The organism is Corallococcus interemptor (assembly GCF_003668875.1).
GTDB classification, from domain to species: Bacteria; Myxococcota; Myxococcia; order Myxococcales; family Myxococcaceae; genus Corallococcus; species Corallococcus interemptor.
The window spans coordinates 112,809-133,267 of the sequence record NZ_RAWM01000006.1; the positions used below are offsets into that span (position 1 = coordinate 112,809).

16 protein-coding genes are annotated in these 20,459 nt (G+C 70.0%); 9 read left to right on the forward strand and 7 right to left on the reverse strand.

The annotated features are described in order from the left end of the window. The 7 genes from D7X96_RS04020 to D7X96_RS04050 all read left to right on the forward strand — a co-directional run bounded on the left by D7X96_RS04020 (nt 1) and on the right by D7X96_RS04050 (nt 8,211). The gene (locus tag D7X96_RS04020) at nt 1–1,221 is read left to right on the forward strand and encodes a glycosyltransferase family 87 protein (protein ID WP_244219437.1); all 1,221 of its coding nucleotides are present in this window, start codon (nt 1–3) and stop codon (nt 1,219–1,221) included. Between the two features lie 82 nt (nt 1,222–1,303). After that, nucleotides 1,304–2,080, forward strand: a complete 777-nt coding sequence (locus D7X96_RS04025; protein WP_121769025.1) for an energy transducer TonB — start codon at nt 1,304–1,306, stop codon at nt 2,078–2,080. A gap of 32 nt (nt 2,081–2,112) precedes the next feature. Further along, entirely contained in the window at nt 2,113–2,871 is a 759-nt protein-coding gene (locus tag D7X96_RS04030) for a MotA/TolQ/ExbB proton channel family protein (RefSeq protein WP_121769026.1), read from the forward strand. Then, nucleotides 2,855–3,262 (forward strand): biopolymer transporter ExbD, encoded by a 408-nt coding sequence (locus D7X96_RS04035; RefSeq protein WP_120552042.1) that lies wholly within the window; start codon nt 2,855–2,857, stop codon nt 3,260–3,262. Before D7X96_RS04030 ends, D7X96_RS04035 begins: the two co-directional genes overlap by 17 nt. A gap of 16 nt (nt 3,263–3,278) precedes the next feature. Then, nucleotides 3,279–3,710, forward strand: a complete 432-nt coding sequence (locus tag D7X96_RS04040) for an ExbD/TolR family protein (RefSeq protein ID WP_120552041.1) — start codon at nt 3,279–3,281, stop codon at nt 3,708–3,710. 147 nt (nt 3,711–3,857) lie between these two features. After that, a complete protein-coding gene (locus D7X96_RS04045) occupies nt 3,858–6,791 on the forward strand; it encodes a TonB-dependent receptor domain-containing protein (RefSeq protein WP_121769027.1) in 2,934 nt (977 codons plus the stop codon). 34 nt (nt 6,792–6,825) lie between these two features. Then, nucleotides 6,826–8,211 (forward strand): beta-helix domain-containing protein, encoded by a 1,386-nt coding sequence (locus D7X96_RS04050; protein ID WP_121769028.1) that lies wholly within the window; start codon nt 6,826–6,828, stop codon nt 8,209–8,211. 64 nt (nt 8,212–8,275) lie between these two features. On the opposite strand, the gene D7X96_RS04055 is transcribed toward D7X96_RS04050, so the two are convergent. The 5 genes from D7X96_RS04055 to D7X96_RS04075 form a co-directional block, all read right to left on the reverse strand. Continuing rightward, nucleotides 8,276–8,665 carry an HNH endonuclease family protein gene (locus tag D7X96_RS04055; RefSeq protein WP_208647262.1) on the reverse strand — a complete coding sequence of 130 codons (390 nt, stop codon included), beginning with the start codon at nt 8,663–8,665 and terminating at the stop codon, nt 8,276–8,278. 185 nt (nt 8,666–8,850) lie between these two features. Continuing rightward, a complete protein-coding gene (locus D7X96_RS04060) occupies nt 8,851–10,089 on the reverse strand; it encodes an AAA family ATPase (RefSeq protein WP_121769030.1) in 1,239 nt (412 codons plus the stop codon). 138 nt (nt 10,090–10,227) lie between these two features. Further along, nucleotides 10,228–10,725: a hypothetical protein gene (locus D7X96_RS04065; protein WP_120553149.1), complete on the reverse strand. Its 498-nt coding sequence runs from the start codon at nt 10,723–10,725 to the stop codon at nt 10,228–10,230. Nucleotides 10,726–10,828: 103 nt separating this feature from the next. After that, the gene (locus D7X96_RS04070; protein ID WP_121769040.1) at nt 10,829–11,884 is read right to left on the reverse strand and encodes a metallophosphoesterase family protein; all 1,056 of its coding nucleotides are present in this window, start codon (nt 11,882–11,884) and stop codon (nt 10,829–10,831) included. Between the two features lie 56 nt (nt 11,885–11,940). Next, the gene (locus D7X96_RS04075; RefSeq protein WP_244219438.1) at nt 11,941–13,347 is read right to left on the reverse strand and encodes a hypothetical protein; all 1,407 of its coding nucleotides are present in this window, start codon (nt 13,345–13,347) and stop codon (nt 11,941–11,943) included. 300 nt (nt 13,348–13,647) lie between these two features. On the opposite strand from D7X96_RS04075, the gene D7X96_RS04080 reads away from it, so the two are divergent. After that, nucleotides 13,648–16,467, forward strand: coding sequence for a serine/threonine-protein kinase (locus D7X96_RS04080; RefSeq protein WP_120552489.1), 2,820 nt, complete (start codon nt 13,648–13,650; stop codon nt 16,465–16,467). Nucleotides 16,468–16,615: 148 nt separating this feature from the next. After that, the gene (locus D7X96_RS04085; RefSeq protein ID WP_120552490.1) at nt 16,616–17,173 is read left to right on the forward strand and encodes a hypothetical protein; all 558 of its coding nucleotides are present in this window, start codon (nt 16,616–16,618) and stop codon (nt 17,171–17,173) included. 150 nt (nt 17,174–17,323) lie between these two features. Here the strand turns inward: D7X96_RS04085 and gyrB are convergent, their stop codons facing one another. Together gyrB and D7X96_RS04095 are read right to left on the reverse strand one after the other, a co-directional pair. Then, a complete protein-coding gene (gyrB, locus tag D7X96_RS04090) occupies nt 17,324–19,780 on the reverse strand; it encodes a DNA topoisomerase (ATP-hydrolyzing) subunit B (RefSeq protein ID WP_120552491.1) in 2,457 nt (818 codons plus the stop codon). Between the two features lie 122 nt (nt 19,781–19,902). Continuing rightward, nucleotides 19,903–20,358, reverse strand: coding sequence for a hypothetical protein (locus D7X96_RS04095; RefSeq protein ID WP_121769042.1), 456 nt, complete (start codon nt 20,356–20,358; stop codon nt 19,903–19,905). Nucleotides 20,359–20,459: the final 101 nt, after the last annotated feature.

Genomic DNA, 20,459 nt, shown 5'->3' on the forward strand with positions numbered 1-20,459 from the left:
GTGTCCCTGTCCGTGAACGAGCACCGCCAACGCGCATCCCTGAAGGTGGAGTGGGCGTTGTTGCTGGTGCTCGCCGTGGCGGCCGTGGCGGTGGGCCAGCATCCCCGGCGCGGCGCGGACTTCCGCGTCTACCTCACCGCCGCGGAGCGCTTCCGCGACGGCACGGACCTCTACCGCGCGGAAGACGGCACCATGCCGTTCAAGTACGCGCCCGTCACCGCGCCCCTGTTCCTGCCCTTCACCGCCCTGCCCCCGCGCGCGGCCGTGGCGCTGTGGAACCTGGGCTCCGTGCTCGCGCTGGGCGCCGTGTCCGTGCTCACGCGCCGCGCGGTGCCCAGGGGTGATGAGGCGGCGCCATGGCCGTGGGCGCCGGTGCTCGCCACCGCCGCGCTCCTGCCCGCGTTCTCCTTCGAGATCTTCTACGGTCAGGTGGACGCCGTGCTGCTGTGGCTGCTGGTGCTCGCGGCCGTCGGTGCGGAGCGGGGCCGCGCGTGGGGTCCCGGCGCGGCCTTCGCCGTGGCGTGCCTGCTCAAGCCTCCGGCCGCGCTGCTGGGCCTGTTCTTCCTGGCGCGCAGGCACTGGCGCGTGGTGGGGACCACCGCCCTCTTCGGCGTGCTGCTGGTGCTGCCCACGCTGGGCCGCTACGGGTGGACGGGCACGCTGTCACAGCTGCGTGACTGGACGGAGATCCTGGCGCGCACCACGCCGCCCTGGGCGCTGGGTCACAACCCTCAAGGCCTGCCCACGCTGCTGCTGTCGCTGGTGCTGCCCCCGGAGTCCATCCCTCCCGCAGGCGCGATGACGCTGGCGCAGGCCGTGGCGATGGCGCTGTTCATCGCCGCGCTCGTGTGGGCCCGGCCCGGTCCGGTGGAGCTGCTCGCGTTCTGCTGCCTGGGCGTGACGCTGCTGTCACCGCTGGCGTGGCGCGCGAACTACCTGCTCGCGTGGCCGGTGATCCGCGTGGCGCTGGAGGGACGCTCGCGCCTGGGGCAGGCGTGCGTGGCCATCGTGGCCCTCATCGGCGTGGCCGTGTCGGACGCCGTGCTGGGAGCGGAAGGGGCCCGGCGCGTGTTGCTCTTGCGTCCGTTCGCGGTGGCGTACGCCGCGCTGCTGATCGCCCTGTTGTGGCAGACGCGGCGGCATGGAACGCCCACGGCGGTGATTTCCGACAAGACCGTGACCCACCTGCCGCGCGGATTCTTGAACGCTCGCGGTCCGTGACCCAATCGAGACATGCCCGGGGGCAAAGTGTCACGGAGCCTGAACCTTCGTGACACACGGTGTCGCTATATGCGTCCCCGTCATGTTCGAAACGTTCGACAGCGCTTCCAGCGCCCCCGCTGCCCGGCGGTTCGCGCTCTCCACCACCGCGTCGGTCGCCGTCTTCGGACTCATCGCCGTGGCGGCGATGACCGCGGCCAACACGGTGAAGGAGGTCATCAAGGAGAAGAAGGTGGACGTCGTCTTCCGTCCCCCTCCGCCTCCGCCGCCTCCCGTCGTGGAGGCGAAGCCGCCGCCCCCGCCGCCGCCTCCCGTCGCGAAGCCTCCGCCCCGCGCCGCGCCTCCCGTGGCGAGGGCAGCGCCTCCGCCCGCGGCGATGCCCACCGTCGCTCCCGCGCCGCTGAAGGCGCCGGACGCGGTGCCGCTCGACAAGCCGCCCGAGGCTGAGAAGGAAGTGGTCGCCGCGGCGCCCATGGCCGTGGGCGGCACGGGCACGCTCGTCCCTGGCGGTGTGGTGGGTGGCACCGGCAGCGGCGAGGGCATGGCCATCGGTGGTGGCCGCGCGCAGCCCATCAACCTCCCGGAGACGGGCACGCCGCCGGAGCCGTTGGCCGCGAACCTCATCCCCGAGTACCCCGCCGACGCCCGCTCCAAGGGGCTCGAGGGGCTGGTCATCCTCAAGGGCGTCGTCGAGGCCGACGGCCGCGTCACCGGCCTCAAGGTGATGCGCGGCGATGAGCCCTTCGCCAGCGCCGCGCTGGCCGCCGTGCGCACGTGGCGCTTCAAGCCCGCCGTCGTGTCCGGTCAGCCCACCGCCGTCTTCCGCATCTTCAAGGTCCCGTTCCGCCTCAAGTCCTGACGCCTTCCTCCCCTCTTCGGAGAGCCATCGCCATGAACTTCAATCTCAAGGAAATCTACGCGCACATGGGCGTCTTCGCCCTGGGCATCGCCTGGACGCTGGTCGCCTTCGCGGTCGCGTCGCTGGCGGTGTTCTTCGAGCGCCTGTTCGTCTTCTTCCGCTCGCGCGCCGCGTCCCGCCAGTTCGCGGGCCGCGCCGGTCCCCTGCTCGCGCAGCAGCAGCACGACGCGCTGGTGAAGGAGGCGGACGGCAACAAGAGCAGCCACCTGGCGATGATGCTCGGCGGTGGCATGAAGACGTTCCTCGCGAAGTCCCGCGCTCCGGCCGGCAAGCTGGGCGCGGTGGAGCTCACGCGGCGCGACCTGGTGCGCATCAACGAGCGCATCACCGCGGACGTGCGCCGGGGCATGTCGGTGCTGGCCACGGTGGGTTCGGTGGCGCCGTTCGTCGGTCTGCTCGGCACGGTGGTGGGCATCATCGAGGCCTTCGCCGGCATCGCGAAGGAGGGCTCCGGTGGCCTGGGCGCGGTGTCCGCCGGTATCGCGGAGGCGCTGGTCGTCACGGCGCTGGGCCTGCTGGTCGCCATCCCCGCGGTGCTGATGTTCAACTTCCTGTCCACCCGCGCGGACGCGCTGCTGCTCTCCCTGGAGCAGGCACGCAGCGAGTTCATGGACCACCTGGAGGACATGGCTGGCGACAAGCGCGCGGTGGCGGCCCACGGCGGCACGCACTCGGGCGCCACGGACGTCGTCTCCACGCGGACCGAGGCGGGCGATGTCGGCCACGCGTAGGAGCCTCACGCCGGAGATGAACGTGACGCCGCTGGTGGACGTGGTGCTCGTCCTCCTCATCATCTTCATGGTCGTCACGCCGCAACTGGAGGCCGGCGCCGCGGTGGACCTGCCCGCGGCGATGAACCCCGACGCGGAGAACAAGAACCTGGAGCCCACCACGGTGAGCCTGGCGGCCAACGGGTCGTTCTACCTGGACCGCAAGCAGCTGAACCGGGACGCGCTGGTGGTGGAGCTCAAGGCGCTGCACCAGGCGAAGCCGGACGCGCCCGTGGTGCTCAAGGCGGACAAGGGCGTGGCGTACGCGCAGGTGCGCGGCGTGTTCAAGGCGATGCAGGACATCGGGTTCCCGGGCATCAGCCTGCAGGTCATCGACCGGAAGAAGAACTGAAGGGGAGGCACGCGCCATGGCATTCGACGTCGGTGGCAACAAGGGCGGCGGCGTCCGCCCCACGATGAACGTGACGCCCCTGGTGGACGTGGTGCTCGTCCTCCTCATCATCTTCATGGTCGTCACGCCGCTGATGACCAAGAACCTGTGGATGAACGTGCCCGCGAAGCCGGACAAGAAGGAGGAGGCCACGCCTCCACCGCCGGACGCGAAGCCGCCCGTGGTGCTCACGGTGGACAAGGCCGGCACGCTGCGCATCAACCATGAAGAAGTGCCGCGCGACCAAGTGGTGGTGCGGCTGCAACGGATGCTCAACGCGCGCGCGGACAAGGTCGTCTTCTTCGACGCGGGCGACGCGGTGCCGTACGGCAGTGCCATGGAAGTGCTGGACCTGGCGCGGGGCGGGAACATCACCGTCGCCGTGCTGCCGGAACGACTGGCGGACTGACTCCAGGCGCCCCGCGCGCGGCTCTCGTGAAGCCGCGCGCGGTTCGTGACGCCGAGTTTTCCCTCCCCCGCCACAGACGTCACAAACCCTTCATCCCAATGCCACGGGCGTCGCGTTGAGTGCGCGTCGCTGTCGGCAAGGAGAGCCGTGTTGTCTTTCTCGACCTTCGTGCGCGCCGTCGTCGCGTCACTCGTGCTCATCACCCTGCCTGCCTCCGCGCAGGCACCCGGCGCGCCTTCGCCCTCCGCGTCCCCCGGTCAGCAGCCGGCCGGGGAGCTTCCTCCGTCTCCGCCAGGCACGGAGCCCGGCAGCGCCGCGAACCCGCAGCCTGCTGATCCGTCCGCCGATGAATCGGCCATGGGCGATGAAGCCGTCACCGAAGCCGCCACGCCGCCCCCGGACTTCACGGGCATCTACGGCCGGCTGACGGACGAGGCCAACGGTGAAGGTCTCATCGAGGCCACCGTGAAGGTCGTGACGGGCGCCGACAAGCAGGCCCTCACGGACCTGGACGGCAACTACCGGCTGGCGCTGCCGCCGGGCAAGTACGACCTGCGCGCCTTCTACGACGTGTACCAGGGCCGCCGCATCACGGGCGTCGTCGTCACGCAGGGCAAGGCCACGAAGCTGGACGTCGCGCTCAGCGCGGACGTGGGCGCGGTGCAGGAGGTCGTCGTCGAGGCCCGCTCCGACCGCCGCGCCGAAGGCGCCCTGCTCCAGGACCGCAAGAAGGCCGCCGCCGTCTCCGACGCCATCAGCGCGCAGGAGATTGCCCGCACGCCGGACTCCAGCGCCGGTGACGCGGTGAAGCGCGTGGTCAGCGCCACCGTGGTGGACGGCCGCTACGTGCTCCTGCGCGGCCTGGGTGGCCGCTACGCCACCACGCTCCTCAACGGCGCGCTCCTGCCGAGCCCCGAGCCGGACGAGCCCAGCGTGCCGCTGGACCTGTTCCCCACCAGCCTGCTCGCGAACCTCAACGTGGTGAAGAGCTACACGCCGGACCTGCCGGGCACCTTCGGCGGCGGCACGCTGCTCATCGAGACCAACACCTACCCGTCCCAGTTCGAGTTCAAGCCGCGCCTCACCCTGGGCGGCGACACCGTCACCACCTTCCGCACGCGCAACGCACAGGCGCAGGGCGGCTTCGGCGAGACGCTGGGCTTCGCCTCCTCCGGCCGCGGCCTGCCCAGGGACATCCCCAGCGACCACCGACTGGGCGCGGGCGGTGAGTCAGCGCAGCAACTGGAGGGCCAGTGGGAGAGCTTCTCCAACATCTGGGAGCGCCGCACCACGCGCGCCGCTCCGAACCTGGGCCTGGGCGCGTCCCTGGGTGACACGCTGCGCTTCGGCAACCAGCGCCTGGGCTACCTGGCCACCGTCAACTACGGCCACCGCGACGGCGTGCAGACGGGTGACTTCGCCCGCGCCGCCCGCGACGAGTCCGGCAGCCTCATCTCCCAGGACGTGGCGCGCACCACGCAGGGCTTCTCCACCGCGAACCTCAGCGGCCTGGCCAGCGTGGGCTACCAGTTCGACCGCGACAACGAGCTGACCCTCTTCAGCCTCTACACGCGCGGCACCGACACGCGCACGTACACCGCCAACGGCAACAACAACGTGCGCGGCGACGCCTATGCCAGCACCCGCCTCCAGTTCATCACCCGCGCGCTGTCCTTCACGCAGCTGCGCGGCTTCCACCGCCTGGGGCTGCTGGGCGACTCCGAGGTGGACTGGCAGGCCAACATCTCCCGCGTGGACCGCGACGAGCCGGACACGCGCGACACGCTCTACAGCGCCGCCCTCAGCAACCCGGACGCGCAGCTGTCCTTCCCCAACCAGCCCAACAGCGGCGAGCGCTTCTTCGCGGACCTGGGCGAGACGTCCACCGGCGGCAGCCTCAACCTCACCCTGCCCTTCACCTCCGGCCTGCGCGTGAAGGTGGGCGGCCTCACGCAGGTGTCCTTCCGCGACTTCAACGCGCGCCGCTTCCGCTACCTGCTCACCGACGAGCCGGTGGACCGCACCCAGACCCCCGAGCAGCTCTTCTCCCCGGAGAACGTGGGCAGCTCCATCATCGTGCGCGAGACGACCCGCGCGGATGACGCCTACAACGCCTTCCTGGGCATCCACGCCGGCTACGTGTCCGCGGACTACAAGCCCGTGGAGCCGCTGCGCCTGGTGGGCGGCGTGCGCGTGGAGGCGTCCAGCCAGCAGCTGACGCTCAAGGACCCCTTCACCGGCGTGGAGAGCGGCAACGGCGGCGCGGATCAGCGCTACCTGGACGTGCTGCCGTCGCTCAACGCGACGTACGCGCTGTCCCCGGAGGTGAACCTGCGCGCGGGCTACAGCTACACGCTGGCGCGGCCCACCTTCCGCGAGCTGGCGCCCTTCATCTTCTTCGACTTCGTGCGCCGCCGGAACGTGTCCGGCAACCCCGACCTGCTGGAGACGCGCATCCACAACGTCGACCTGCGCGCCGAGTGGTTCGTGGGCGAGAACGACGTGCTGGCCGCGAGCGCCTTCTACAAGCGCTTCCAGAACCCCATCGAGCGCGTCATCCGCAACCCGGACTCGGGCGACCTGGGCTTCGAGAACGCGGCCGGCGCGGACAGCTACGGCGTGGAGCTGGAGGCGCGCACGTCGCTGGCGCGCTTCAGCCCGGCGCTGCGCCCGGTGCGCGTGGGCGCGAACCTCACGCTCATCCAGTCGCGGGTGGACCTGGGTGACGCCGCCCTGGGCGCGCAGACGAACAAGGACCGTCCGCTTCAGGGCCAGTCCCCCTACGTGGTCAACGTGAACGTGGGCTACGAGCGGCCGGAGAGCGGCACGGAAGTGGCCGTGCTCTACAACGTGTACGGCCAACGCATCAGCGAGGTCGGCGTGCAGGGCCTGCCGGACGTGTACGAGCGGCCCTTCCACCGCGTGGACCTCAGCCTCACGCAGAAGCTGGGCGCGACGCAGCTGAAGCTGACCGCCGCGAACCTCCTCAACGCGTCCGTCACCCTCCGCCAGGGGGACGTGACGGTGCAGACGTACAAGCCCGGCGTGGCGTTCACCGCGTCGCTCGGCTGGGCCCTGTAGCCCCTCCCATTTCCCCTGAAAGGACGTATCCAACATGAAGAACCTCTTTGCCTCCGTCCTCACGCTCTCCAGCCTCGCGCTGCTCGCCGGCTGCGGCGAGGACGACCCGAAGCCGGGCAACACCCCGGACGGCGGGGACCCGCAGGCCACCGGGCAGGACGTGTCCGGCAGCATCCAGGGCGACACGACGTGGAAGGCCGGCACGACGTACACGCTGAAGGACTACGTGTTCGTGGAGAGCGGCACGCTCACCATCGAGCCGGGCGTCACCATCAAGGGCGGGACGGGCAGCGCGCTGGTCATCACGCGCGAGGCGAAGCTGAACGCGGTGGGCACGGCGGAGAAGCCCATCGTCTTCACCAGCGCGCAGGCGGCAGGAACGCGCGCGGCCGGTGACTGGGGCGGCGTGGTGCTGCTGGGCAAGGCGCGCATCAACGTGGCCGGCGGTGAGAACACCATCGAGGGCTTCTTCGCCACCAGCGGTGACACGCGCACGAAGTACGGCGGCGGCGCCAACGCCGACGACGCGCACGACTGCGGCAAGCTGAAGTACGCGCGCATCGAGTTCGCGGGCTACGAGCTGGCCGAGGACAACGAGCTCAACGGCCTGACGACGGGCGCGTGCGGCAGCGCGACGGACATCGACTACGTGCAGGTGCACAAGGGCGCCGACGACGGCGTGGAGATGTTCGGCGGCACGGCGGGCCTGAAGCACATCGTCATCAGCCAGCCGGACGACGACGGCCTGGACTACGACCTGGGCTGGCGCGGCAAGGTGCAGTTCCTGGTGGTGCAGCAGAACGGCACCGTGGGCAACCGCGGCATCGAGGCCTCCGGCAACAAGAACGACAACGGCGCGCAGCCGCACACGGTGCCGGAGATCTGGAACGCGACGTTCATCGGCTCCGGCCGTCCGGCGGGCACGACGCCGGCGCAGGAGGGCCTGGTGTTCAACACGGGCGCGGGCGGCCTCTTGCGCAACGTCATCGTGGCGCACTTCGCGGACAAGGCCGTGGACGTGGACGGCACGGCGTCCGCGGCGCTGTGGAACGCGGCCACCCCGGAGCTGTCCATCCAGAACACGTTCTTCTGGAGCAACAAGGGTGACACGGCCTCCATCCCGAACGCGCCGAACCCCAAGAAGGACGCGGCGGGCAACGTGACGGATCCGGACGTGAGCAAGTTCGTGGAGGCGGAGAAGGTGCTGGCCGCGGGCCTGAACAACAAGGTCGTGGACGCGCAGCTGACGGCGGCGCTGAACCTGGAGGCCCCGAACTTCGCTCCGGCGGCGGGCTCCCCGGCGCTCAACCCGGACAACGCGGCCACCCCGGGCGCGGGCTTCGACACCAGCGCGCGCTTCGTCGGCGCGGTGGGCACCACCAACTGGCTGGCCGGCTGGACTGCGTTCCCGAAGAACTAGCCCTTCGGTGAACACATGACCGCGTGCTCCCGGCAACACCGTCCGGGGACACGCGGTCTTCTTTTCAGGAGTCCTTGGGAGCCAGTCCCTGGCGGATGAGCTCCATGGCGAGGAAGGGGAAGTGTTTCCGTAAGTGCCGGAAGGTCAGGTCCCCGTCCCGATAGCTGTCGTAGTACGCCGTCCTCGCGGTGATGAACTCATCGTCGTTGAGGTCGAGGCGATCGATGGTGTCCTGGACGCGCTGCTGGATTGGAGCCGCCAGTCCCGCGCCAGGAGTGACCTGCAGCGTGGACAGGTCGAGCGCGAACCAACCGTCCTGCACCTCGAACGGGTCGAGGACCTCCTCGAAGGCATTCTTGCGCGCGTTCATCCGGCTGCAGGCCAGCCGGTAGTTGTTCCACTCGTAGGCCAGCGCACGCTGCTTCGACTTGGGCAGCAGGTGGTCGACAGACATGGCTCCCGTCCCACGCGGAATGTGGAGACAGGAGTAGGCGCAGATGCCCCGGTACGCCTGCCAGAGCTGGGGGATGCAGTGCCGCCAATGAGGACGCAGTTCGTCCGTGCCCTGGAGATCTTCCTTTCCCTTCTGGCGAACCCGCGCATCAAAGTCCGCGGGCTCTGGCTGCGGATCGACGTGGATCATGGTTCGATGCCCGCGGCCTCCGCACGCGCAAGCCATCGTGGCCAGAAGGGGTCCGTGTCCCGGAGCACCCGGTAGAGCTCGTTGTGGATGCGGCGGACCTCTTCGATGGGGAGGTTCGGATCCTTGAGCGCGGCCTTCGCCGCCGTGATGGCCTGTTCGGCCTCCACGGAGCGGGGTTCCTTCAGGTCGAAGACTTCGGAGGTGAGCCAGGCGTTGGCGTCTCCGCGTGGGCGCCACTCCGCCTTGGTGGCCTGAACTTCCTGGCCCACCAGGTCGAACATGAAGAGCGCATCCTGCGCTTCATCGAACAGGGGCTCGACCGAAGCCAGGACCAAGGGTGAGTGAGTGACGGCAATCACCTGGACCTTCACGTCCTCTCGAAGGGCCCGGACGACTTCGAGCAGCGAGGGGAGAATGAGTCGCTGCCAGCGCGGATGAAGGTGGGCCTCCAGTTCGTCGACGAGCAGCACGATGTGGTCCGTCACACGTTCGTGACGGAGCGCCGCCGCACGTTCATGTTCTTCCCAGGCCCAAACCAACAAGTACGCAAGCCCCACGATGCGTTTGACCGCAGCCGAGGCATGCGTCAAAGGCACCACTCCGTAGGGCATCTGCAGAGTCGGTATGTCACGAACGTCATCCACGCTAATCCGCGTGGGCTCTCCAGGGACAAGAGGTTCCTGCTCCCCTGGCGAGAGCGCCGTCAAAACTCGTTTCAACCTCTGGAAGGGCTCTGCATTCTTTATCTGCCATGCCACCCAGTCCTGGATCAGTCCATTGCAGAGCGTGCGCCCATCCTTCTCCAAGCGGTTCCATAGTTGATTGGGCGTGAAGTCATAAGACTGAAGGAAAGGCACAGGTGAGTGGCCGTCTCTTTGGCGGTTCCGGATCCGGTCCCATACAGAGAAGCCACCGTCTACACGTGCGTAGATGGTCAATCCGTTATTAGGGAGGCCATAGAACTCCAGCGGTGCCAACGGCCCAACCTCTCGACGGATGGAGATCTGCGCGTTATTGCCGCGAATTCCGGCCTTGATGAATGAGGGACCGTGCCAGTCAGCCTTTCTCAGGGCTGGTGGCTCATCCCAGTGTCGAGTCAGCGCCCACCAAGCGAGTTCGAGTACGAACGTCTTTCCGAGACCGTTGTCTCCGGTCAGCAGGTTGAGGCGCGGCGCGAACTCGAACGAGAGGCGCGGACTGGGGCCCACACCCTCCATCTCCAACCGCTCAAGCATCCGGGGCCTCCGCCTTGGGCATCATGCCTGCCTCCTTACTTCAACTTCGAGGCTCCGCCCCAGTTCGGCATCCCACCGAAAACAACACGGCCCGACACTCCCTCGCAGGAGCGCCGGGCCGGAGGCCAGGGGACCGGCTTACGACTGCAGGCTCGCGGCGGCCTCTTCCTGCGCGCCGTCCTGCCCGTTGCCGCCGTCCGTGAAGAGGTTGGCCACCGGGCGCAGCTTCGGGGGACGGCCGCGGCGGCGCGGGGCGTTGTCGTCGTTGCCCGGCGTGGCGCCCACCGGCTCCGCCTGGGCCGGGCCTCCCTTGCGCACCGGACGCGGCAGGTGGATGGCCTCCAGCTTCGCGCCCAGGTCCGCGTCGTCCTCCGCGAACACCTTCGCGTACGCCAGCGCGCGCTGGCCCTTCTGCAAGAGCGACTCCTGGCTCTCGTTCAGCGCGTGCCGGGCCGCGTCCAGCGCCGCCTGCGCCCGGGCCACGGCCTCCGCCTTCTCACGCACGTGCGCCGCGGACTCGCCCAGCACCGCCGTGTCCACGTCCGGGAACTTCACGTCCGCCAGGTCCGTGGCGAACAGCTCGAGCAGCGCGCGCAGCGCGGGGGAGATGGAATCGTTCTCGGGGGTTTCGAACATGGACAGGCCTCCTCACAAGGCGTTTGAACGGCGCCTATCTGCCCAGATGTTCAGTGTCCTTTCAAGGGGGTCTTCTAACCAGCCGGAATGTCGACCCCGCTGATCAATCCACCCGCACCAGACCGACCTCTCGCACACCCGCCGACGGATCCACGTCCACCGCCAGGAAGTGCCGGCCCACCCCGTCGAAGCGCTCCGGAATCGCTCCGCCGCCTCCGGAGATGAACGCCGGGATGCCCGCGTTGGAGAACGAATAGTAGCTGTGGATGTGGCCGTAGAGCGTCAGGTCCACCCCCGCGCGCGCCATCTTCCCCACCAGCCCGGCAGCCTCGTTGCGCACCGCGAAGCCTCCGCCCCGGACGCCAATCGGATCCAACGGGGGGATGTGCATCGCCACCACGTGCACCGCGTCGCGCGCTTCCTCCAGCCAGCCGTCCAGCGCCTCCTCCACCAGCGGATCCACCGTGCTGCTGCCGGAGTCCACCAGGCTGAAGTGCACGCCGTGGAAGGTGAAGTGCTGGCTGGCCCGGCCCACCAGCCGCTGGTACTCGCGCGCGTCGTCCGTGAAGGTCTCGTGGTTGCCCAGCGTCGCGTACAGCGGGATGCGCGAGTCCGCCTCCAGCCGCTGCTGGAACTCCTCCAGCTGCTCGCGCGTGCCGAACTCCGTCAGGTCCCCCGCGAAGAAGATGAAGCGCAGGCTGGGGTCCTGGTTCAGCTTCGCGTAGACATCCCCGACCTTCGACAGCGCCTCCTGCACGTCCGCCAGCGCCGCGAAACGGAACGGCTCACGCGTGTCCCAGTCCGGCGGCGCCACCGTCAGGCGCATGTCCGTCCCCGGACGCAGGGCCACGCGCCATGCCTTCACCGTCGGGTGCGCGTCCGGCAGCGCCACCACGTCCAGCGGCGAGCCCGCTCCGTCCACGGCCACCAGCTCCGCGCCCGGCATCGCGTTGTGCACCGTGAACAGCCAGTCCGTGCGCGCATCCGCCGCGGCCGTGACGCGCGTGGTGAACACCGGCGCCTGGCCCCACAGCTCCAGCGTCCCCGACGCCAGCGTCCGCACCGACGCGAGCCCGCCCTCCACCTCCACCTTCAATGCGTCGGCTTCCGCCCGGCCCACGCGCGTGTCCCGCACCGCGCGGTCCTCGCTGGGACGCATGCAGCCCGTGGACAGCAGCAGCGCCGCCGTCAACCCCAGTGCACGAAGTCCACCGCTCACGTGTCACCTCCCACCGCGTACACCAGCGACAGCCGCCCCATCAGCGCGCCACCCGCCTGCGCCTCCGCCGCCACGCCCCAGCGCTCCGTCACCAGCACGCGCCCCTTCAAGCCGAACGACCCCACCATGCCGCCGCCCCGGCCGCGCAGGCCGCCCACCAGCCCGTCCTTGCGGTGGTCGTAGAAGAGCACCGCCTCGCCCCGCAGCGGCCCGCCCCGCCCCAGCCACACGCCATAGCCGAACGTGTAGAGCAGCTGGCCGTACAGGTTGTCGTCGTCCACGCGCCCCGGATAGCTGTAGGCCTGCGCGGACACGCCCACGCCGCCCTCCACGAACGAGCCCGCGAAGCGCGGCCCGAAGCGCGCCATCGCGTAGCGGCCCTTGAGCGCCACCTCCCCGCCGCCCAGCGTGAAGCCCTCCGTCGGGTAGCGGTGGTAGGTCGCGAAGCCCTCCACGTCCAACGACGTGCCATCCCCGTCCAGCCCCAGCGTCCGCTCCGGCGCGCCCCACAGCCGGTACGCCGCGCCCGCGCGGATCAACGTGTTGCCCTCGTCCGGCGCCAGCCGCGCGGAGGCCTGAAGTTGCACCTTCGACAGCCGCGCCACCGCGCCCAGCGCGAAGAAGTTCCGGTAGTCCGCCGTCGCGTCGTTCACGTACTGGTAGCCCAGGTCCAGCTCCAGCGGCGGCAGCGTGTCCGGCACCCGCCCCGGGTCGAACGCCGGCGACGTCACCGCGTACAGGTTCGCCAGCATCGACAGGGAGAACACCCCCGCGCCCGTCAGCGTCACCGCGTACAGCGGCCCGATGGTTTTTCGCGACGCGCCCGTCAACGCGATGGGCACCAGCCCCGCGCCAATCAGCCCCAGCCCGATGGCCTCCGCCGCGAACAGCCCCTTCGCCGTCTGCGTGTCCCCCGCCGTCCACGCCCCCAGCCCGTGCAGCAGCAGGCCCGGCACCACCGCGACCGCCACCGGCGCCACCTTGAACGGCGGGCGGGGCGCGTCCTCCACCAGCCGCACGCGGGGCTCCGACACCCGGCCAGCCTCCAACGCATCCGGAGCGGCGTCCGGAGCCTCCGGCGCCACCACCGGGCCCTCCGCGGACGCCGTGGGCACCGGCCGGGGCCCCTCCTCCGTCAGCACCCGGGCCATCACCTCCGGCGGCACCACCGACGCGTCCGAACCCCGGCGCGCCGGCACGTCCCGGGGGATGTCACTGCCGCCCAGCTCCGGGCCGCTCGCCAGCAGGTCGAAGGCGGACCGCCAGCCCCCGCCGTCCTGCGCCCACGCAGCCCCCGAGGCGAGCCAAAGCCCCAGGCCCACCGCGAAGGTGGCCCGCGCACTCCACACCGGGCGCCCATGCCCCATGGCCGTCGTCTCGCTTCCCTGGGAGCGGCCTTCCACCCCTCCCACCCCGGCCCGAAGCCCGGAATGGCGCAGGAGATAACCCCGCCCCCGGAATGCGCCGAACGAAGCAGCGTGAAGAAGTGTGAACCGGCGCAACAGTCCGCCTCACGCCTGCTCCACCCACCCACCTGGAACGTCCCCTCCTGCACAAGGGCGGTTCCAACCCACCAGGGCGTCACTGACTGGCCAGTCAGCACCCGCAGCGAAATCTTCGCATGCCATGCGAGCGCATCCGGGACTTTCGGTGGAAGACGAGTATGCTGGGGCTTCCCCAAACCCGGCCCCGCCTCCCCGCCCGTGGCAGAACCCAGTCCCCAGCAATTCGGCAAGTACGTCCTGATCTCCAAGCTTGCCGCGGGGGGCATGGCGGTCACCTACCGCGCGCGCATGACGGGCGCGATGGGCGTCACCAAGCCCTGCGTCATCAAGCAGATCCTCCCGCACTTCGTGGACGACCACGACTTCGTGGAGATGTTCATCAGCGAGGCGCGCCTCGTCGCGGGCCTGACGCACGGGAACATCGCGCAGGTCTTCGACTTCGGTGAGGTGGACGGGCAGTACTTCATCGCCATGGAGCTGGTGCACGGCCAGCCCCTGTCGAAGGTGCTGCGCCGGGCGTCGCGCGCGGGCATCGGGTTCTTCCCGCAGCCGCTGGCGCTGCACATCGCCGGCAAGCTGTGCGAGGGCCTGGACTACGCGCACCGCCACGTGGGCGAGGACGGCCAGATGCTGGGCCTGGTCCACCGCGACGTGTCCCCGGACAACGTCCTCATCTCGTACGAGGGCGAGGTCAAGGTCATCGACTTCGGCATCGCCAAGGCCACGAGCGCGGTGGAGGCCAAGACGTCCCCTGGCACGCTCAAGGGCAAGTACCCGTACTTCTCCCCGGAGCAGGCGCAGGGCCGGCAGGACCTGGACGCGCGCACGGACGTGTACGCGGCGGGCGTCGTCCTCTACGAGATGCTCTGCGGCCGGCGCCCCTTCGAGGGCGAGTTCGTCACCGTGCTGCCCCGCATCATCACCGGCGACTGCCTGCCTCCGTCCGCCATCAACCCCGCCATTGGCGAGGAGCTGGAGACCATCGTCGCGCACGCGATGGCGGTGGACCGCGAGGCCCGGTACCAGACGGCGAAGGACCTGAGCGAGTCCTCGGTGGAGCTGCTCTACCGGGACACGCCGCGCTTCACGCCCACGATGCTGAGCCAGCTCATGACGTACCTCTTCGCGGAGGAGCTGGCCGCCGAGGGACGCAAGGTGGAGCTGCCGCCCGGCTTCAAGGAGCAGCTGGCCGCGTGGCAGTCGCCGGGGTCGGAGCCCTCGCAGGGCCGCGCGCGGATGCCGTCCAGCAACGGCCGGTCTTCCAACCCTGGCAACCCCAGCAGCTCTGGCGTGGCCCGCCCGTCCAGCGCGGGCGTGGCGCGGCCCTCCAGCCCCGGCGTGCGCGCGTCCGGCAGCGCACCCGCCCTGCGCCCGTCAACGGATGGCAGCGCCCCGCGCCGCTCGTCCACCCAGGCCACCGCCGTGCGCAAGAGCACCACCGGCGCGCGCCGCGTGACGCCGGGGGGCACCCGGGAGAACACCGGCACTGGCCGCCGCCCGCTGCCGCCGGAGCTTCCGCCCGAGCCGGACACCGACGGGGGCACGGAGCCCACGGCGGTCCCCCGGACGATGCCCACGCTGGCCGCGCCGCATGACACGCCGGTGGAGACGGCCATCGCGCCGGAGCCGCCGCAGCCCGAGGAGAAGGAGTCCCCCCGGGCGCGCACCACCGCGGACGACGCGCGCGACAAGCTGGCCGCCGAGGCCGCCGAGCGCGAGCAGAAGCGCGCGAAGCAGGTGCGCCAGCTGAGCATGGTCGTCTTCGGCCTCACGGCCGTGGTCATCTTCATCGGCCTGATGATCCACCTCCTGTCCCCGCCGGAGATGCCGGAGGGCAGCGACGAGCCCGTCGTCCTGTGGATCACCTCCAAGCCGGAAGGGGCCTCCGTCGTCGTCAACGGCCGGCCGGTCGGCCCCACGCCCAGCCGCATCATCGGCGCGGACCAGCGCACGCCCCACACCATCGTCGTCACCAAGCCGGGCTACCGCGCCTGGACGCGGCGCTTCACCCCCAACCAGGCCGAAGTCCACCTCAAGGCGGAGCTGGAGGTCGCGCCCGGCACCACGCAGATGGCGTCGGAGATCCCCACCACGTCCGCCGCGCTCGACGCGGGCGCCCCGTCCCTGGAGACGGACGCGGGCCCGGGCGCCGTCGCAGCAGTTGCTCCCGCCGGGGACGCGGGGATGGAGACGGACGCGGATGGAGGCCTGGCCGCCGCCGCTCCGCAGGCCGACGCGGGCGTGGAGGCACTGGCGGACGACAAGGACCGCGAGATGCGGCAGGTGGACTACCCCACGCGCCTGCTGGTGCTGCGGCCCATGTACAACGCGCTGCCGCTGCCGGAGTACCCCACGGCCACCATCGACGTGTCGCCCGGGGCCGCCTACTCCGTGTGGACGGAGGGCAGCGCGGCCTTCGCGGAGGGCGACGGCACCGCGTCCGGCACGCTCGTCTACTACGCGGAAGGCGACCTGCCGGCGGACAACGCCGTGGGCTTCATCAGCAACGCGCCGCGCACCCTCAAGGGCGCGAAGAAGCTCCACTTCTTCGCCCTGGACACCACCGGCCCGGAGGACAACCGCGGCTCCATCCGCGTGCACCTGCGGCAGTCCGCGTACATCCCGCCGCGCTCCGTGCTCTTCGAGCCGGAGAAGAACGCCCTGCAGGTGAAGCCCCAGCACCAGATGCTGCTGCGCGGCCTCAACCCCAGGTCCACCTACGCCTTCACCGTGCGCGACGACTTCGCGGAGGTGCGCTCCGGCTCCTTCGGCCGCGTGCACACGGTGCTGTGCATGGAGACGGGCCCCAAGGCCGAGTCCGTGCGCAGCTCGCACCGCCTCTTCGAGACGGGCAAGCGCTACCAGGTGTCCGGCGTGCAGGACCTGCGCTGCGTCTTCCCCGACCTGCAGCTGACGGACAACCAGGGCGCGCTCGACTTCGACATCGTCGACGTGACGAACATGTCCCGCAAGGAGCGCGCGGAGGCCCTGCGCGGCGCCCGCAGCTCCGAGCGGTAGCAGGCGGCCTCCCGGGCCCCCGTCCGGGAGCCCGTGCGGCAGGCAGGCGTCTGATTCACTCACGGTGATGCCCTGACGCGCTGCTCCCGCGCGAAGGGCCCGTGCCTACCCTCACGGACATCCACTTCTTCTCCAATGGAGTCCGTCCATGACGCCTGTCCTGTCCTCCACCGGCCTGGTGCTGCACAACCTGGGGCTCGCCGCCGGGTTCGGCGGTTCGCTCTTCGGCAAGGTGGCCCTCAACCCCGCGGTGAAGGTGATTGGCTCCACGGCCGAGCGCGGTCAGGTGGTGAACGCCGCGTGGAACGGCTTCAACATCGTCAACGCGGCGTCGCTGGGCCTGGCGGCCATCACCTGGCTGGTGGGCCGCTCGCGGCTGACGGGCCGGGAGATTGACGGCACCACGCGCGGGCTGGTGATTGCCAAGGACGTGCTGCTGGGCGCCAGCGTGGCGCTGGGCGCGGCCAACATCTTCGGCGGGGCCTTCCTGGCCAGGCAGGCGCCGGAGGGCGCGGTCCCCTCGGAGACGGGCCTGACGCCCACCGTGGGCACGCCGGAGAAGGCCGCCAGGACGATGAAGGCCCTGGACGTGGGCGGCATCGTGAACCTCGCCACCATGGCGGGCGTCATCGGCATCACCGCCATCCTCAACATGCGCGCGGGGGCGTCCTCGCGCTGGTCACTGGTTGCCAGGTTCCTTCCGTAAGGGCTCACGGGGGCCGCCGTGCTTCAATCCGCGGCCCGGCTCGAAAAGGATGGGAAGGGCACGTGGGCGCGGAGCCGAAAACGGCACCGGGCCCACGGGTCTTTCTCCCGGGGCCCGGCGTGATGCTTCAGACACGGCGTGCTGCGAACCTCAGATGTCCAGGTTCTGCACGTCCAGCGCGTTGCGCTCGATGAACTCGCGGCGGGGCTCCACGGCCTCGCCCATGAGCAGCGAGAAGATCTCGTCGCTCTCCACCATGTCCTCCACGCGCACCTGGAGCAGCGTGCGGCGGCTGGGGTCCATGGTCGTCTCCCAGAGCTGCTCCGGGTTCATCTCGCCCAGACCCTTGTAGCGCTGCAGGCCCAGGCCCTTCTGCGCGTCCTTGCGGACCGCGGCCAGCACCTCCTGCACGGAGAACGCGGACACCTCACCGCCGTCCACCTGGACGCGATAGGGCGCCTTGCCCAGCGAGTGGAAGACCTCGCGCAGGGCGACGAGCTCCAGGTACTCCGGCGAGGACAGGTAGGCGTGGTCGAAGACGGACTCGCGCATGGAGCCGTTCACGTCCGTGGTCACCACCAGGCGGTGGGCCTCCTGCTGCTCCGCGTCCTTCTCCAGCCGCGTGGCCAGCCGGCCCACCACCTCCGGCATGCGGCGCTGGCAGTACTCGCGCATGGTGGCGAGCTGCGCCTCCACCGCCGCCGCGTCCACGAGCGTCTCCGCGCGCAGGTCCGTGGCCTGGACCAGCGCGTCCACGATGCGCGCGTCGCGGCGCTTGGCCTGCTTCTCCAGCCGCTCCTCGTAGGTGATGACCTTCTCCAGCAGCGCCTTGAGCTCCGCGCCGCCCAGCTCCCCGGCGGGCGTCTTCACCCGGCAGTGCTCCGCGGCGATGCGCAGCAGGTACTCGTTCAGCGCGCGCTCGTCCTTGACGTAGGTGTCCTTCTTGTTGCGCGTGACTTTGTAGAGCGGCGGCTGCGCGATGTAGACGTAGCCCCGGTCAATGAGTTCGCGCATCTGCCGGTAGAAGAACGTGAGCAGCAGCGTGCGGATGTGGCTGCCGTCCACGTCCGCGTCCGTCATCAGGATGATGCGGTGGTAGCGCGCCTTCTCCGGGTCGTAGTCCTCCGCCCCGATGCCCGTGCCCAGCGCGGTGATGAGCGTGACGATTTCGGCGCTGGTCAGCATCTTCTCGAAGCGCGCCTTCTCCACGTTCAGGATTTTTCCGCGCAGCGGGAGGATGGCCTGGTTGCGCCGGTCCCGGCCCTGCTTCGCGGAGCCACCTGCGGAGTCACCCTCCACGATGTACAGCTCGCTCTCGTGCGGGTCGCGGCTCTGGCAGTCCGCGAGCTTTCCGGGCAGACCGCCACCGTCCAGCACGCCCTTGCGGCGCACCGTCTCACGCGCCTTGCGCGCGGCGATGCGGGCACGGCACGCGTCGCCAATCTTCGCCACGACCTTCTTGGCGAGCGGCGGGTTCTCCTCCAGGAAGGACGCGAGCTGGTCGTTCACCATCTGCTCGACCAGGCCCTTCACCTCGCTGTTGCCCAGCTTCGTCTTCGTCTGGCCCTCGAACTGGGGGTTGGAGAGCTTCACGGAGATGACCGCGGACAGGCCCTCACGCGCGTCCTCACCCGTGGGCGTCTCCTTCAGGTCCTTCCAGACGCCGCCCTTCTCCGCGTAGCTGTTGAGCGTGCGCGTGAGCGCGGCCTTGAAGCCGGACAAGTGGCTGCCACCCTCGTGGGTGTTGATGTTGTTGGCGAAGGTGAAGATGCGCTCGTCGTAGCCATCGTTCCACTGCATGGCGATTTCGAGCGACACGCCCTCGCGCTCCGACTTGATGTAGACGGGCTTGTCGTGCAGCGCCTCCTTCGCCTTGTTGAGGTACTCCACGAAGGAGGAGATGCCGCCGTCGAACTTGAAGTCGTGTTCCTTCTGGGTGCGCTCGTCGCGGATGGTGATGTGCAGGCCCGCGTTGAGGAACGCCAGCTCACGCAGGCGCTGGCTGAGCGTCTCGAAGTTGAAGTCCGCCGTCTCCATCACCGTGGAGTCCGGCTTGAAGTGGATCATCGTGCCGCGCTTGTCCGTGGTGCCCACTTCCTGGGGCGAACCGTTGGACACGCCGCGCGCGTAGGACTGTTCGTAGATCTTCCCGGCGCGCTGGACGCGGACCTTGAACCACTCCGACAGGAAGTTCACGCAGGTGACGCCCACGCCGTGCAGGCCGCCGGACACCTTGTACGCGCCGTTGCCGAACTTGCTGCCGGCGTGCAGCTCCGTGAGCACCACTTCCAGCGTGTCCTTGCCCTTGAACTTGGGGTCGGGGTGCGGGCCCACGGGGATGCCGCGGCCGTTGTCCTGGACGCTGAGCGAGCCGTCGACGTGGATGACCACGTCGATGTCCGTGCAGTGGCCGGCCAGGGCCTCGTCCACGGAGTTGTCGACGACCTCGTACACGAGCTTGTGGAGCCCGTAGGTCATCGTATCGCCGATGTACATGCCGGGGCGCTTGCGGACGGCCTCCAGCCCTTCGAGCTTGGTGATGGCGTCCGTTCCATATTCGCCGGGCGGCGCGGCCGGCGCGACACCGGTAGCGGGGGTCTTTTCCATGTGAAGCGTGTCCTTGGGAAAGGCTGCCGTTGCGACAGGGCTCAAGCCTGTTGTGCCTACCACCACCGGGCATCCCGGACAAGCTCCGGGAGCCCACGCAAGGCTGCGGAAAGATTCATGAATCAGGCGTCGAAACGCGAGGGCGGGAGGCGGTCCTCCAGCGCCGCGATCAACTCTTCATAAACAGCCTTGCGGGCGAAAAGATGTCGCGTGACGAGCACCCTTCCCTCTTCCTTCAGGAAGAGCCCGAGCACGCTCCCTTTGCGGCCGACCCGGCGCACGGAATCCAACTGTCCCCAGCGCAATTCCAGCGGCTGGCCGCTGAAGGGGCGGGCCACCCGCACGCCCGCGGCGTCCAGGGTGATGCCCCACTCCTGGCGGGGCCGCAGGCGGTGGACGGAGACGAGGAAGGTCAGCATCAGGCCCGCGCTGATGCCGGCCCGCGCCATGGCGACCAGCCCCCCCCCGCCCCGGTAGTCCGCCAGGGCCCACGCGGTGAGGACCGCCAGGAGGCACGCGCCCAGGATGAGGGCGATTCGGGTGGGGCGTGGATCGAACGGGAAGAAGCGCGGGGTCATGGGGGCGGGCGCGAAAAGGGATGGAAACCTAACCCCGTGGCGCACCGTGCGCGCGCCCTTTCCTCCACGGCTGTTCTTTGCCCGTCGTCCCCGTGTCTAGG

Bases quoted from the DNA above. Each gene is read 5' to 3' on its own strand.
- D7X96_RS04025 (WP_121769025.1), top strand. From the start codon at position 1,304: ATGTTCGAAACGTTCGACAGCGCTTCCAGCGCCCCCGCTGCCCGGCGG.
- D7X96_RS04030 (WP_121769026.1), top strand. From the start codon at position 2,113: ATGAACTTCAATCTCAAGGAAATCTACGCGCACATGGGCGTCTTCGCC.
- D7X96_RS04035 (WP_120552042.1), top strand. From the start codon at position 2,855: ATGTCGGCCACGCGTAGGAGCCTCACGCCGGAGATGAACGTGACGCCG.
- D7X96_RS04040 (WP_120552041.1), top strand. From the start codon at position 3,279: ATGGCATTCGACGTCGGTGGCAACAAGGGCGGCGGCGTCCGCCCCACG.
- D7X96_RS04050 (WP_121769028.1), top strand. From the start codon at position 6,826: ATGAAGAACCTCTTTGCCTCCGTCCTCACGCTCTCCAGCCTCGCGCTG.
- D7X96_RS04055 (WP_208647262.1), bottom strand. From the start codon at position 8,665: ATGTCTGTCGACCACCTGCTGCCCAAGTCGAAGCAGCGTGCGCTGGCC.
- D7X96_RS04060 (WP_121769030.1), bottom strand. From the start codon at position 10,089: ATGCTTGAGCGGTTGGAGATGGAGGGTGTGGGCCCCAGTCCGCGCCTC.
- D7X96_RS04065 (WP_120553149.1), bottom strand. From the start codon at position 10,725: ATGTTCGAAACCCCCGAGAACGATTCCATCTCCCCCGCGCTGCGCGCG.
- D7X96_RS04070 (WP_121769040.1), bottom strand. From the start codon at position 11,884: ATGCGTCCCAGCGAGGACCGCGCGGTGCGGGACACGCGCGTGGGCCGG.
- D7X96_RS04085 (WP_120552490.1), top strand. From the start codon at position 16,616: ATGACGCCTGTCCTGTCCTCCACCGGCCTGGTGCTGCACAACCTGGGG.
- gyrB (WP_120552491.1), bottom strand. From the start codon at position 19,780: ATGGAAAAGACCCCCGCTACCGGTGTCGCGCCGGCCGCGCCGCCCGGC.
- D7X96_RS04095 (WP_121769042.1), bottom strand. From the start codon at position 20,358: ATGACCCCGCGCTTCTTCCCGTTCGATCCACGCCCCACCCGAATCGCC.